Below are 13185 nucleotides of genomic sequence, written 5' to 3'. Positions count from 1 at the left end.
AAATATTTATAAAAAATCTTAAAGCCCCTTGACAAATAAAGAGATACTAGTTATAATGAATGAGTTAGTTAACCACTCTTAGCTCAGGTGGTAGAGCAACTGACTCTTAATCAGTGGGTCCAGGGTTCGAGTCCCTGAGAGTGGACCAAGCCTGTTTTTACAGGCTTTTTTTTATACCAAAAATCAAAACAGGAAGAGTACGTGGTGATGAAATGGAAAATTTTTTAGAAAATGCTAGAGAAAAAATATTACTTTTAGACATATTGGATAAATCGAAAGATAAATTGACTGAGGAGACACTATCCACATTTGTGCTTAATTTGGAGCTTATGAATTACTTTGACTTCAGAAGCCATTTGGGATTTTTGCAAGAGTCAAACTTGGTCCATTCCTACGACGATGTGAGGATCACCGAAGAGGGTAGAAGAACCTTGGAAGTTTTAAGGGAAGAAGTGGATGGAAAACTTTTAAAAGATGTGGAAGAAAGACTTGAAGAATATTTAAAGGTCGTGAAGGAACCGCTAAAGATAGAGTACTTAGGAGATTTTGCGAGAATATGGGGAAGCGAATTTCAAATAACCATAGAAGGACAGCTTGAGAGGGAGAAATTCATGAATTCCTACGAAAAAATCTACAATTATATAAAGAAAGAAATAAAAGGCGAATAAATTTAAAATTTTTATAAAAATACAGTAAGTTTATGTTGCACACAGAGATTAATTGATATATACTATTAATTAGAGATTAACCTCATAAAATTTATACCTTTTACAAAAGAACTGTTTGGGATGACCAAGCGGTTTTTTGTTGTGTTTTTGTAACTGGACAGTATGGTTGTGGAAGTTGGTAGCTTCGGCTACGAAAGCGAATAATCATCAGTGTGATACCCCACCATGGTGACAGTCTTCCTCTGGAATTTTTATAGAGAATACCCCCCAACTGCCGTCACCCTGAGCGAGGAAAATTTTTTCCGAGTCGAACGGGTATAACTTCCGCATACCTAGTTTTTGCAACTGAAGTCATCCTTATATTACCCCACCAGGGTTATACCCATTCGACTCCAGAGCCTTGCGGCTCTTCCGCTCAGGGTGACTGTCTTCATGGGGGTTTTCCTTATATAATGTCGGTAGGTGACAGTCTTCCTCTGGAATTTTTAAAGAAAGAAATGAAAGGCGAATAAATTTAAAATTTTTATAAAAATACAGTAAATTTATGTTTCACACGAAGATTAATTGATATATACTATTAATTAGAGATTAACCTCATAAAATTTATACCTTTTACAAAAGAAACCGTTTGGGAGACCAAGCGGTTTTTTGTTGTGTTTTAATTTTTGTATTGGGAGTTTTAAAAATTAAGCTAATATTACATTTTAATTAAATAGAAACAACTCCACACATTATAATATGGTGATGTGATAAAATTAAGAAGAGAATAAGTTGAAGGGGGAGGTTTTAGATATGAAAAAGATGCACAAATTCTTATTATTTATCTTTGTGTTTTTAATTGCTTTAGGAGCCGATAGCTACTCTTACGCATTATCTCCAAAGTTAGAAAAAAAGATAAAGCTTAACAAAAGTTCATTTCTATCAGATATGGCAGTACATAAAGGCAAGCTATACTATACAGATGTAAAGATTACTAACCAGGAAAAAGATAGTAAGGGCAACCTTTATGGAGGAAACTGCTATGTTAAAGTATACGAAAGAGATTTAAAAACGGGCAAGAATACTTTAGTGAACTACTATGACTCTTATAATTTATCAGCAAAAGACATTTCATTTAAAGTATTAAGTGACGGGAACCTATACATGATCTACCATCTAGGTGGAGGTTTTATGGGAAGTGATTTTGTCTACGGTCTAACTGGACCTAATAAGGGCAAAAATATTTTGACATATAACTATGGGAATTTTCAATTTGATAGTGATAAAAAATCTATAATTATAACTCCTACAGGGGCATGGGACAATGGCAATATTGTAAGAGAGATGAATGGGAAGATATTTTCTCAAACTAAGGTGGAATCCTACAGTGGCGTATATTTCCTTGAGTCTTTAAAGGGGAAAGGCCAAGCATTTAGCTATGCTGATAAATATTCTGCCCTTAGAGGAAACACTCTCTATCTAAAAAAAGATTTAGACACAAAAGATAATTTTAATGCTTATGATTTGATATCTTTTGATCTTGAAACAGAAGATGAAGCTTGTCTAGCTGAGGGTATCCATTCCATATTTATGGGGAAAGATGAGATCTACTTCTTAAAGGATATACCTACTACCAAAGATATGGCTGAGCCTCAAAAGATGCTTTATAAATATGATTTAGCTTCAAAGAAAACGACTCTTTTAAGCAAGGGGAACAATCCTTACTATGATATTCTACCAATTGATGGAAATGTATTCTTTGTAGATGCTGGAGGATATTTTACGGATGGTAAAAATCCAAATCTATTTATGGCTAAGGGTGATGGAAGTGGAACGAAGAAATTATACTCAAATGTAAATGAGGTTGTATCTGATGGCGAAAAATTAGCTGTGGTCATCAGCAATAAAAAGGGAACAAATATAGATTTTATAGATGGCCATGGAAAGAAAATTGGTAAAATCAGTGTTCCACAAACTCACGTCAGTGTGCATTTGTCAGGAGATGAATGTATAGTATGGTCTTGGCAAAACCGCTGTGTAAATTATTATAAATTAAATAAATAATAATCTTTAGAGTTTATTTAGAATATAGAATATCAAAAAAAATGGCGGCAATTGTCGCCATTTTTATATTAAAAAAAGATGCAACTATTCATTGCATCCTCTCGTTGATATTACTATTAGTAGTATCGCTATTAAACATATTACATTTGATATTATTAGTGTGTTTAGTACTCCGGTGGATTCTATGAGCACGCCGCCTGCTACTGATCCGATGACTCCTCCCATGGTGATTGCCGATGCCAAGAATCCTTGTCCTGTGATCTTCTTTTCGTCGCTCATGATGTCATTTATAAAGTCTACTGAACATGGTGTAAACAGTGCGAATCCAAAGAGTTGTGTCACTTGAATTGCTATTAGTGTACTTGGTGATGTGGCTATATAGGTGAGTATTCCTTTTAATAGGAAGAATATTCCTGAAAAGATGAGCATGCTTCTTGACTTAAATTTTTCTTTTAGTCTATTGAACATGAACATGATTGGAAATTCGAAGAGTGCTGCTACTGCAAATGCTGTTCCCACAGTCTTTGCGTCTCCTCCGATTCTCTTTGCTATTTGTAGTAGGTAGACGTTTGTGACGTTGTAAAATGTAAAGAGCATGCCTACTGCTAGTAGAAAGATTACAAATTTTGAGTTTTGTATTTTTTGTTTTTGTGCTCTTCCGTCGAAGACTGTGACTACGTTGTTACCTGAGATTGGTTTCTGTGCTAGAAGTGAGAGTATTAATGCTCCTAGTAGCACTGCTGCCATGACCATTGAGAGGTCCTTGTTTATTTCTGATAGAATTCCTAGGACAAATGATGTTCCGGCAAATGTGATGGATCCGATGCCTCTACTGACTCCGTAGTTTATTTCTACTGATCTTGCTATATAGAAGTAGCCTAGTGAGTTTAGTAGTGGTTGCATCACTAGTACTAGTGCTATGGCTGCGACGATTTCTATCTTCATTGAGAGTCCTGCTTTTCTTTCTAGTGCCATGATTACTAGGGTCATTGCAAGCATGGAGATGAGGACTAGGAAGTCTCTTTCGTTCTTGTTGCTTCTGGAGCAGACTTTGGATACTATTGGTTGAAAGATGGCGGCTAGTCCGTTACCTACTGCGGTTAAAAATCCTATTTCTGCTGTGCCAAGTCCTCTTCCTGTAAGGAACACGTTTAGAAAACTTACGCAGGCGGCGATAACTGACCAGTAAAGTCCCATGGTTGTATAATATTTTATTTTACTATTCATGTTCTACCTCCACTAGTTCGTCTTTCTTGTACTTTAACTTAAATTTTCCAAATTTTCTATTTTCAAATACGTATTTTAAAAATAGTTCGTCCCCAATCCAATGGGGCTTCTTATAAAATTCCTCTGGGGTCATGTACTCCAGTTCTCCTTCATCGCTTTCGTGGAGCTCTCCCGTATATTTATCTATATAAAAGACGTACATCTCTTCTGTGTATCCGTCGTCCTGTTCATATAAAACTGTGCCTAATCTGTTTGGATTTTCTATTTTTAGTCCCGTTTCTTCATAGGCTTCTCTCACCATACATTCTTCTGGTGTTTCGCCAGGCTCTATATGTCCGCCGACTCCGATGTACTTGCCTTTATTTATATCGTTTTTCTTTTTGTTCCGGTACAAGAAAAGGAACTCATCGTCCCTTTTTATGTACCCTACTGTAAATTTCAATTTAATCCTCTTCTATTATTGATTTTAGTTTTGTAGTTTTTATTATCCATGTTGCCAAAACTGTTACGATTAGAGTTGAACCTGCTATGCTTAAGACTGAGATTAAAAATGGAAATTTAAGTGACATGTCTATATTTCCAGTCTTAAATAGCATGATTGAAACCAAAATTCCAGATACTAAGGAGAATACTCCTGAGTTGATGTATGGATTTTTGATGTATTTACTAATTGCATAGGTGATTATTGCGCATGATCCTCCCACTACCATGTCGATTGGTCCTAGTGGTGATGTGATGTTTGCTAGTGCGCCTCCTACTATTAGTGCTGGCATATATTTTCTATTGAAGAAGGGAAGGACTGAGAGTGCTTCGCCAGGTCTCAATTGAAACATTAAAAAGCCATATGGATTTAAACTTATTGTAAGCATGTATAGTGCCAACACTATTGCGTTTTTGACTAATACTTTTGTGTTCATATTTCACCTCTTCCTTATTATAAAATACTAAATAATTATAACATGTAGAGAGCTTGCTTTAAAGTCGGGTGTTCGTTTTTCTTATTTAATGATAATTATTTAAAAAAATAGCTGAGTTTAAATATTTTACGGTTATATCATAAAAGCAAAAAGTGATAATTATCACAGACTTAATATTTTTTATACTATAAAATCTAATTGATAAAAATTATTAGGAGGTGCCTTATGAATTATTGGAGAGATTTCCTTGGATACAAATGGAAACAAAATATAGACGTTAGAGATTTCATCGTAAGTAATTACACTGAATACTTGGGCGATGATTCTTTCTTAGAGGGTCCTACGGAAGCTACTACTAAGTTGTGGGACGAAGTTATGGAACTTACCAAGAAGGAAAGGGACAACGGTGGAGTTTTGGAGATGGATACGGATACTATTTCCACAATCACTTCCCACGGTCCTGGATACTTGGACAAAGATTTAGAGGTTATAGTTGGTTTTCAAACGGACAAACCTTTTAAAAGATCTCTTCAACCTTTCGGTGGAGTGAGAATGGCGGATGGTGCTCTTAAAACTCATGGTCTTGAACTTTCAGATAGGGTAAGAGATATTTTTACCAAGTATAGAAAGACTCACAACCAAGGGGTGTTCGAAGCTTACACAGATGAGATGAGACTCGCTAGACACACTGGAATTATAACTGGACTTCCTGATGCTTACGGCAGAGGAAGAATCATTGGTGACTACAGAAGGGTTGCCCTATACGGTGTCGATTTACTAATTGAAGACAAGAAGAAACAAAAGGAAAACACTACTGGAATTTTCGATGAAGGTGTCATTCGTTTAAGGGAAGAACTTTCTGACCAAATCACTGCTCTAAAAGATTTGATTGAACTGGGAGATATGTACGGATTCGACATCAGAAGACCGGCTGAAAATGCGAAGGAAGCTGTGCAATGGACCTATTTTGCATACCTTGCTGCAACGAAACAACAAAATGGTGCTGCAATGAGTCTCGGAAGGGTCAGCACATTTTTAGACATTTACATCGAAAGAGATTTGAGGGAAGGAACTCTTACTGAAAAGGAAGCCCAAGAACTTATAGATCAATTCGTAATGAAGTTAAGACTTATTAAGTTTGCTAGAACTCCTGAATATCAAGAGCTTTATTCTGGAGATCCAACCTGGGTTACAGAATCTATCGGTGGAATGGCACTGGATGGAAGAAGTCTAGTTACCAAGAACTCTTTTAGATTCCTTCACACACTTATAAATATTGGAACTTCACCAGAACCAAATATGACTGTGCTTTGGGCGAAAAACTTGCCGGAGCATTTCAAAAGATTCTGTGCTAAGACCAGCATAAATACTTCTAGTGTTCAATACGAAAACGACGACATCATGAGATCTGAACATGGGGACGACTATGCAATTGCCTGCTGCGTATCTTCTATGAGAGTTGGCAAGGAGATGCAATTCTTCGGAGCCCGCGCAAATATGGCAAAGGCACTACTCTATGCTATAAATGGTGGAATGGATGAAAAACAAAAGATTCAAGTGGGACCTAAGTATAGACCTATAACTTCAGAGATACTTGACTATGACGAAGTTATGGAAAAGTTCGACGATATGCTCACCTGGCTTGCAGAACTCTATGTAAATACTTTAAATATCATCCACTACATGCACGATAAATATTCCTACGAATCACTTCAAATGGCGCTACACGATAGGGATGTAAAGAGATACTTTGCGACAGGGATCGCAGGGCTTTCCGTAGTAACAGACTCCCTTTCAGCTATAAAATACGCAAAGGTAAAAGCTATTCGTGACGAGGACGGATTGGTTGTGGATTATGAAATCGAAGGCGACTATCCAAAATATGGAAACGATGATGACAGGGTAGACGCCATTGCTCAGGATTTAGTAACGAGATTTATGAACAAAATAAGAAATCATAAATTCTACAGAGATGCTATTCCTACCATGAGTATATTGACCATTACTTCAAACATTGTATATGGTAAGAAGACTGGAAATACACCGGATGGAAGACGTGCCGGCGAACCATTCGCTCCTGGAGCAAACCCAATGCATCGCCGCGACACTCATGGAGCACTAGCATCCCTATCTTCAGTGGCAAAACTTCCGTTTAAGGATGCACAGGATGGAATTTCAAATACTTTCTCAATCATTCCAAATGCTCTTGGAAAGGATGAAGTATTTATGGGAGATATAGATGTAGATTTGAAACTTTGCAGCAATGGAGCTTGCACAAGTCCAACGCTGATGGAATTTTTAGATTACGAGGAGGAAAAATAATGGAACAAAGAATTGATAATTTAGTAAGCATGCTAGATGGGTATATGGAAAAAGGTGGACATCATCTAAACGTAAATGTTTTTAATAGAGAGATGTTACTTGATGCGATGGATCATCCTGAAAAATATCCACAACTAACTGTGAGAGTTTCAGGATATGCGGTAAACTTCAACAAACTTACTAGGGAACAACAAGAAGATATTGTAAACAGAACTTTCCACGGACAAATGTAAATATAAACTATAAAATCGGAGGTGAATCATGGATTTAAATCATTTAAAGAAAAATAATTTGAACGAAAATATAAGTTCAGAAAATATTTCTACAAGTGATAATACTATGGATTCACCTCTTTTTAATTCTGCATATAGAGATGAAAATCCTATTTTAAACTGTGAAAATAAAAATTTAGATAGAGAATCTAAATCAACGGACAAAATACTTGGAAGGGTACACTCAATAGAAACCTTTGGCGCAGTCGATGGACCAGGGCTTAGGTACATTTTATTTTTGCAAGGTTGTCCCATGAGATGCCTATATTGCCACAATCCTGATACCTGGAGGACCACCGGCGGAAAACTCATGAGCGTAGAAGAAGTGCTTAATGATTACGAAAAGTACAGAGTTTATCTGAAAAATGGAGGCATCACCGTCACTGGTGGAGAGCCTCTATTGCAGATGGATTTTGTAACGGAGCTTTTTAAAGAGGCAAAGAAGAGAAATATACACACGGCTCTCGATAGCTCCGGAGCATTATTTTCAAGAGAAACAAATTTAGAAAAATACAAAGAACTTATAAAGTATGTGGACCTTGTACTTCTAGACATTAAGCATATCGACGACGAAGGGCACAGAAAACTCACTGGATTTTCAAATAGAAATATCTTGGATTTTCTAAAATTCTTAGACGAAAATGGAGTAGAAGTCTGGATAAGACATGTCATAGTTCCAGGAATCACCTATGATGCAAAACTTTTGGAAAGGCTCGGATATGAACTTGGACGCTACAAAAATATAAAGAAGGTGGATGTGCTTCCTTACCACAATATGGGTGAGAAAAAATATGAAGAGTTAGGAATCGAATATCCTCTAAAGGGCACGAAACCTATGACGGACAAACACGCAAAGTCCGCGAGAGATGTAATATTATATGGCATGAGAAAATATAGAATGGAGAGCAGGTAGCTCTCTTTTTTTATTTCTAGATGATATAATATAGTAGAGGTGAGCTATGAGAGAAATAGATAACAATAGAAGAGAAATAGATCTGTATCTTGAAAAAACTTTTGAAAAATATCCAGTTACTAGGAGAAATATAGAAATAAAAGAAAAGATTAGGGAAAATATGTACCTTGGATTTGACGATATGATTAAAAACGGATTAAATCCAACGGATGCGAGGGAGAAACTTCTATCTGAATTTAGTGATATGAAAGAACTCAGTGAAGTGCTTGATACGGAAGAGGAAGAGCTTCCTATCAAAAAAGGAAAAAGAGTGCCAACTGTAAATATTTTGTTAGCAGCTCTTTTAATATTCTTTGTGTTTTCAGGTAATGGAAGAAATATTGGATTTTGGTCCTTTATAATTATAATTGTAATAATCAACAATCTATTCGATAAAAAATAATAATTATAAAAACTTACTCTTAAGATTTTCAAAGTAAGAATCTGGGCTGATGGTAAGTTTCTTGATGGATTTGTTACTCATTTTGAAATTGACACGTTTAAGTCCTGGATAATAGTATTCCATTCCGTCCACCACAACTAGAGAAGAGTTTGCGTACCTTCTCTCCGGCACTAGAGAAATATCAAAATCTCCGGGCACGATGATGGAACTTAATAGAGATCTATATGCCGCAGAAAACACCGGACTTATTGGAGTTAACTGAAGCACATCGAGAGTAGGAAATACTATTGAGCCGCCACAGGAGAAGTTGTAGGCAGTTGAACCTGATGGGGTGGAGATCATCATACCATCTCCGGAGAATTTTTCCACGTGATTCTTTTGAACAAAAACATTTATATGTATAGTTTTTGATCTTTGTGCCTTTAAAATTACTTCGTTTAAAGCGTGGACTACTATATTTTTATTCTTTGTAAATATTTCTGCACGAACTAGTTTTAAATCTTCGATTTCATACCTGCCTTGTTCGTACATATCGAGAAACCAATCGATTTGGTTCGGTTGGATTTCTTGGAAGAAACCGAGATGACCAGTGTTAATTCCTACAATCGGCATACGTGGGAAGTTGTTGTGCAGAGATTTGATAAAAGCACCGTCACCACCTACGCATATGGTAAGTTCACTCTGTGGATTGAACCTAAGTTCCGGGGTATAACCTCTACTTGCAAGTTTTTCCTGGAGCTCGTGAGCTGTTTTTCTCGATTCTATATTAGCATTTGAAACTATATTTATATATTTATTCATATTGCACCCTCTATCATTTATAATTTAATTTTATCATGTAATCTAAATTAAAGGAAACAAATTTAAAATTTGAAAGGAAACCCATGCTAGAAGATAATTTTAACTACTATCATTACCAGGTAGAAGAAGAAATAAGTATCAAGAATTTTTTAAAAAAATTAAATCTCTCTTCAAGATATATTAGAAGATCCATAAGGGAAGAGATGATATATATAAATGAAAAATTAAATAAAAGAAATGTGGACCTTCAGCCTGGAGATGTGGTGTCCATAAAGATTCCAGACGAGGAGCCAAACGCAATCCCAGAGGACTATAAAGTAGAAATTCTCTACGAAGATGGAGATATCTTGGCGGTTAACAAGGAGCCTTTTATGATAGTACACGCGGTGGATTTTAAACAGACGGGGACCATTTCAAACTACGTTCAATGTTATTTTTTGAAACATGATATCCACAGAAAGGTACGTCTTATCAACCGTTTGGACAGAGATACTTCTGGGGTAATTTTAATTGCGAAAAATTCCAATGCTCATAGTACCGTAGCGAGAGAACTACAGGATAGAAATATTTTGAAAAAGTACTACGCAATTGTAGAAGGTGTGGTAGAAGGTAGCGGCATAATAGAAGAACCGATAGATAGAGGACCAGATGGGATTTTAAGAGAAGTAAATCCAAATGGAAAGTATGCGAAGACTTCCTACGAAGCGATTCTTTCTAAAAATAATATGACACTTCTAAGAGTTGTGCTTCATACTGGTCGTACCCATCAAATAAGAGTGCATCTAAAATATATTGGACATCCAATTGTGGGAGATACCCTCTACGGAAATGAAACGGAACTTATAAATAGGCAGGCACTCCACTCCTATTATACAAAGATAAAATCGCCAAGAACTGGGGAAGAAATCGAGATAGAAGCTCCACTACCTCAGGACATGAAAAATCTCTTGGATTTAGAGTAAGTAACTTACGATTATAATTTGAAAAACTAATCTGGAATTGATATAATATAGATAGTTAATCTGCGATGCACGTCGACGTCTTTTATTAATTCAACCGACATCGAAGATCCGGGAGACTGAGTCTTTGGTATGATAAAATGCCCGCCAGACGGGACTTTAGAGTACTCGAGCAGGTCACCCACCTACTAGTTGGGAGCGGGTCTGAATTAATATAGCTGACGACACCGCGGATTTTTTTATTACAAAAAAATTTGGATTTGTTTTAAAATAACAATACTGGGTAAGTAATAAATATGAATTTTAATAGAAAACAGGGGGAAAATAATGGGTATATTTGATTATTTTGAAAGAAAAAGAAGAGAAGCACAAAGAAGAGAAGCAGCTGAAAAAGCTGGAGCAGTTCTAACAGGAGCAGCACTAGGCGGATTAGCAGGCATTCTTTTTGCACCAAAATCTGGAAAAGAAACTAGAAAAGACATAGCTGATAAATCAAGAGAACTTGCAGAAAATGCAAGAGATGCAGCAGAAGATTTAGCTGATAGCGTACAATACAAAGCTTGCCAAGCTGGCGAACAAGTTAAGAAAACTTACGGAAATGTAAAAGATTACGCACAAGACAAAAAAGTAGAACTTAACGAAGCTATGGAAAATGCTAAGAGAAAAGCAAAAGCAGTTGGAGAAGTACTTTCAGAAAAAGCAGAAGAAACAAAAGACGATCTTAAAGAAAAGAAAGACGAAATAGAAAAAGACGTTAAAGAAGCTGCAAAAGAAGCAAAAGAAAAATCTAAAGACATCAAAGAAGATGTAGAAAAAACTGCAAAAGAAGTAGGAAAAGAAGTTAAAGACGGAGCTAAAGAAGTAAAAAAAGATCTTAACAAATAAAAGAGATTAGAGGAGGATAAGCATGAATAGTCCTATTACTCTCAACGATTTACTAAGAATATTTCTTTACTTAGCAGGAATTGGAGTATTAGTATATCTTGCATTAGCACTTAAAAAAGTGGTTTCAATACTTGGAAAGATTAATGACGTCATAGAAGACAACCAAGAAGCAATAGACCACAGTTTAAGCCAAGTGCCAGAACTAACAGATAATGTTACAGAAATCACCAAGAATGTATCTGTAATATCTAAAGATGCACAAGAAATCATAGTAGCAGTTAGACCGGAAGTGGAAAAACTTGCACTATCAGTAGGAGAAGTCGGAGAAACAGTATCAGGAGTTACAAGATCTATAGATAATGTAGCACTAAACATCACTGGAGCAGTAAACAGCGTAACCGACACAGTATCCGACGCAACAAAAACTATAAATCTAAACGCAAATAACGTCATAGATTACTTCTATATACTAAAAGAAGTAATAGAAGTATTTAAAGAAAAGTTCTTATAAAATTTAACAAAAAGAAACTAGAGCAAGCGAGAGCTTGTTCTTTTTTTTATGAAAATTATTTGAAAGAAGAAAAATAAGAGAAAAAATGATTAGAAATGTATTACAATAATAGGAAGAAAAATGAAAATGATGTATAATATATAAAGAGGTAATTATGGAAAATAGATTCAAAAAAATAAAAATAATAGCCAATCCACTTTCTGGTAGGGAAGAAGCCTTAGACAAAGTATTGGAATTTATAAGACTTTTAAGCCTGGATCAATGGGATATAAATTTACTATTTACACATAAAAGAGGCGACGGCATGAGATTCGCAGAATCAGACGATGGAGAAGATATAATCGTAGCCTGCGGAGGAGACGGAACCTTAAACGAAGTGGTAAATGGAATAGTAAAATCTAAAAGAGATACACCACTAGCAATCCTACAAGCAGGAACGGTAAATGACTTCGCAAACTATTTCAAACTACCACAGGACCCATCCAAATTTTATAAACTAATAAAAGAAGGAAGGACCAAGAAAATAGACGTGGGACTAGCAGGAGATAGAGTCTTTGCCAATGTGGCAGCAGGAGGCATGTTAACAGAAATAGCCTACACAGTACCGGAAGATCAAAAAGCAGTCCTAGGAAGAATGGCATACTACTTAGAAGGCGCAAGACAAATGGTAAAACTAAACTTCCAAGACGAAAAAGCCTACAAAGTAAAGATTGACTGTGAAGAATACAAAGGCGAAGAAAATCTATTCTTCTTCTTGATAACAAACACATCATCAGTGGGCGGATTTAAGAAGATGGCACCAGCAGCAACAGTGACAGATGGATATCTAGACGTACTACTAATCAAAGAATGTAGCCTGGTAGACTTTATGCAAATAGCACCACTAGTACTAACAGGAAATCACATAGACCACGAAAAAGTAATCTATCTAAAGACAAAAGATATAAGTCTAAGTTCAGACATAGAACTTGACATAGACGTAGACGGAGAACAATCAGGCAAATTACCTATGAATTTTAAAGTACTTGAAGAAGCCTTAACCATAATAATATAGGAGGAAATAATGGCATCCACAATAAAAGATGTAGCTAAGATGGCAGACGTGTCCATATCTACCGTATCAAGAGTAATAAACGACTCAAAACCAGTAAGCCCAGAAGCAAGAAGAAGGGTACTAAAAGCGATAGAAGTACTAGACTACAAACCAAACGAAGTAGCAAGATCC

At 36.0% G+C, this 13185-nt stretch carries 15 protein-coding genes, 1 tRNA gene and 1 other RNA gene; 13 read left to right on the top strand and 4 right to left on the bottom strand.

Annotated features, from left to right (window positions below):
- The first annotated feature begins 72 nt into the window (after positions 1-72).
- The 3 genes from HMPREF9225_RS00080 (at position 73) to HMPREF9225_RS00070 (ending at position 2711) form a co-directional block, all read left to right on the top strand.
- Positions 73-148 (top strand) — tRNA-Lys (locus HMPREF9225_RS00080).
- A 64-nt stretch (positions 149-212) separates the two neighbouring features.
- Complete coding sequence (locus tag HMPREF9225_RS09925; protein ID WP_008900855.1) at positions 213-668, top strand: DUF4364 family protein; 456 nt, start codon at positions 213-215, stop codon at positions 666-668.
- Positions 669-1460: 792 nt separating this feature from the next.
- The gene (locus tag HMPREF9225_RS00070; protein ID WP_008900854.1) at positions 1461-2711 is read left to right on the top strand and encodes a hypothetical protein; all 1251 of its coding nucleotides are present in this window, start codon (positions 1461-1463) and stop codon (positions 2709-2711) included.
- Positions 2712-2795: 84 nt separating this feature from the next.
- Here HMPREF9225_RS00070 and HMPREF9225_RS00065 read toward each other — a convergent pair whose 3' ends face one another.
- Genes HMPREF9225_RS00065 through HMPREF9225_RS00055 form a run of 3 tightly spaced genes read right to left on the bottom strand, consistent with a single transcriptional unit; the run spans position 2796 to position 4855 of the window.
- The gene (locus HMPREF9225_RS00065; protein WP_008900853.1) at positions 2796-3938 is read right to left on the bottom strand and encodes an MFS transporter; all 1143 of its coding nucleotides are present in this window, start codon (positions 3936-3938) and stop codon (positions 2796-2798) included.
- A complete protein-coding gene (locus HMPREF9225_RS00060; RefSeq protein ID WP_008900852.1) occupies positions 3931-4380 on the bottom strand; it encodes an NUDIX hydrolase in 450 nt (149 codons plus the stop codon). Before HMPREF9225_RS00060 ends, HMPREF9225_RS00065 begins: the two co-directional genes overlap by 8 nt.
- A 1-nt stretch (position 4381) precedes the next feature.
- Positions 4382-4855, bottom strand: coding sequence for a QueT transporter family protein (locus HMPREF9225_RS00055; protein ID WP_008900851.1), 474 nt, complete (start codon positions 4853-4855; stop codon positions 4382-4384).
- Between the two features lie 225 nt (positions 4856-5080).
- Between HMPREF9225_RS00055 and pflB the strand changes: the two genes are divergently transcribed.
- The 4 genes from pflB to HMPREF9225_RS00035 are packed head-to-tail and all read left to right on the top strand — an operon-like array spanning position 5081 to position 8804.
- Complete coding sequence (pflB, locus tag HMPREF9225_RS00050) at positions 5081-7177, top strand: formate C-acetyltransferase (RefSeq protein ID WP_008900850.1); 2097 nt, start codon at positions 5081-5083, stop codon at positions 7175-7177.
- Positions 7177-7410 carry a glycine radical domain-containing protein gene (locus HMPREF9225_RS00045; RefSeq protein WP_008900849.1) on the top strand — a complete coding sequence of 78 codons (234 nt, stop codon included), beginning with the start codon at positions 7177-7179 and terminating at the stop codon, positions 7408-7410. Before pflB ends, HMPREF9225_RS00045 begins: the two co-directional genes overlap by 1 nt.
- Positions 7411-7438: 28 nt before the next feature.
- Positions 7439-8362, top strand: coding sequence for a pyruvate formate-lyase-activating protein (pflA, locus tag HMPREF9225_RS00040; RefSeq protein WP_008900848.1), 924 nt, complete (start codon positions 7439-7441; stop codon positions 8360-8362).
- Positions 8363-8408: 46 nt separating this feature from the next.
- Positions 8409-8804 (top strand): hypothetical protein, encoded by a 396-nt coding sequence (locus HMPREF9225_RS00035; RefSeq protein ID WP_008900847.1) that lies wholly within the window; start codon positions 8409-8411, stop codon positions 8802-8804.
- A 3-nt stretch (positions 8805-8807) separates the two neighbouring features.
- Here HMPREF9225_RS00035 and HMPREF9225_RS00030 read toward each other — a convergent pair whose 3' ends face one another.
- Entirely contained in the window at positions 8808-9605 is a 798-nt protein-coding gene (locus HMPREF9225_RS00030) for an NAD(+)/NADH kinase (RefSeq protein ID WP_008900846.1), read from the bottom strand.
- 83 nt (positions 9606-9688) lie between these two features.
- Between HMPREF9225_RS00030 and HMPREF9225_RS00025 the strand changes: the two genes are divergently transcribed.
- The 6 genes from HMPREF9225_RS00025 to HMPREF9225_RS09915 all read left to right on the top strand — a co-directional run.
- The gene (locus HMPREF9225_RS00025; protein WP_008900845.1) at positions 9689-10567 is read left to right on the top strand and encodes an RluA family pseudouridine synthase; all 879 of its coding nucleotides are present in this window, start codon (positions 9689-9691) and stop codon (positions 10565-10567) included.
- A 54-nt stretch (positions 10568-10621) separates the two neighbouring features.
- Positions 10622-10804, top strand: a non-coding RNA gene (gene ssrS / locus HMPREF9225_RS09920) — 6S RNA.
- An 87-nt stretch (positions 10805-10891) separates the two neighbouring features.
- Positions 10892-11449: a YtxH domain-containing protein gene (locus tag HMPREF9225_RS00020; protein ID WP_040551218.1), complete on the top strand. Its 558-nt coding sequence runs from the start codon at positions 10892-10894 to the stop codon at positions 11447-11449.
- A 22-nt stretch (positions 11450-11471) separates the two neighbouring features.
- Positions 11472-11960 carry a methyl-accepting chemotaxis domain-containing protein gene (locus HMPREF9225_RS00015; protein WP_008900844.1) on the top strand — a complete coding sequence of 163 codons (489 nt, stop codon included), beginning with the start codon at positions 11472-11474 and terminating at the stop codon, positions 11958-11960.
- A gap of 154 nt (positions 11961-12114) precedes the next feature.
- Complete coding sequence (locus HMPREF9225_RS00010) at positions 12115-13014, top strand: diacylglycerol/lipid kinase family protein (RefSeq protein WP_008900843.1); 900 nt, start codon at positions 12115-12117, stop codon at positions 13012-13014.
- 9 nt (positions 13015-13023) lie between these two features.
- Positions 13024-13185, top strand: a 162-nt coding sequence (locus tag HMPREF9225_RS09915; protein ID WP_008900842.1) for a LacI family DNA-binding transcriptional regulator, incomplete at its 3' end; no start/stop codon positions are given.

It is taken from the genome of Peptoniphilus duerdenii ATCC BAA-1640 (assembly GCF_000146345.1).
GTDB lineage: Bacteria > Bacillota > Clostridia > Tissierellales > Peptoniphilaceae > Peptoniphilus_B > Peptoniphilus_B duerdenii.
Note: the sequence above shows the minus strand (reverse complement) of the source record. Positions and strands in the feature narration are given on the sequence as shown.

Bases quoted from the DNA above. Each gene is read 5' to 3' on its own strand.
- HMPREF9225_RS00030 (WP_008900846.1), bottom strand. From the start codon at position 9,605: ATGAATAAATATATAAATATAGTTTCAAATGCTAATATAGAATCGAGA.
- HMPREF9225_RS00045 (WP_008900849.1), top strand. From the start codon at position 7,177: ATGGAACAAAGAATTGATAATTTAGTAAGCATGCTAGATGGGTATATG.
- HMPREF9225_RS00010 (WP_008900843.1), top strand. From the start codon at position 12,115: ATGGAAAATAGATTCAAAAAAATAAAAATAATAGCCAATCCACTTTCT.
- pflA (WP_008900848.1), top strand. From the start codon at position 7,439: ATGGATTTAAATCATTTAAAGAAAAATAATTTGAACGAAAATATAAGT.
- HMPREF9225_RS09925 (WP_008900855.1), top strand. From the start codon at position 213: ATGGAAAATTTTTTAGAAAATGCTAGAGAAAAAATATTACTTTTAGAC.
- HMPREF9225_RS00055 (WP_008900851.1), bottom strand. From the start codon at position 4,855: ATGAACACAAAAGTATTAGTCAAAAACGCAATAGTGTTGGCACTATAC.
- HMPREF9225_RS00065 (WP_008900853.1), bottom strand. From the start codon at position 3,938: ATGAATAGTAAAATAAAATATTATACAACCATGGGACTTTACTGGTCA.
- HMPREF9225_RS00025 (WP_008900845.1), top strand. From the start codon at position 9,689: ATGCTAGAAGATAATTTTAACTACTATCATTACCAGGTAGAAGAAGAA.
- pflB (WP_008900850.1), top strand. From the start codon at position 5,081: ATGAATTATTGGAGAGATTTCCTTGGATACAAATGGAAACAAAATATA.
- HMPREF9225_RS00070 (WP_008900854.1), top strand. From the start codon at position 1,461: ATGAAAAAGATGCACAAATTCTTATTATTTATCTTTGTGTTTTTAATT.
- HMPREF9225_RS00020 (WP_040551218.1), top strand. From the start codon at position 10,892: ATGGGTATATTTGATTATTTTGAAAGAAAAAGAAGAGAAGCACAAAGA.
- HMPREF9225_RS00015 (WP_008900844.1), top strand. From the start codon at position 11,472: ATGAATAGTCCTATTACTCTCAACGATTTACTAAGAATATTTCTTTAC.
- HMPREF9225_RS00035 (WP_008900847.1), top strand. From the start codon at position 8,409: ATGAGAGAAATAGATAACAATAGAAGAGAAATAGATCTGTATCTTGAA.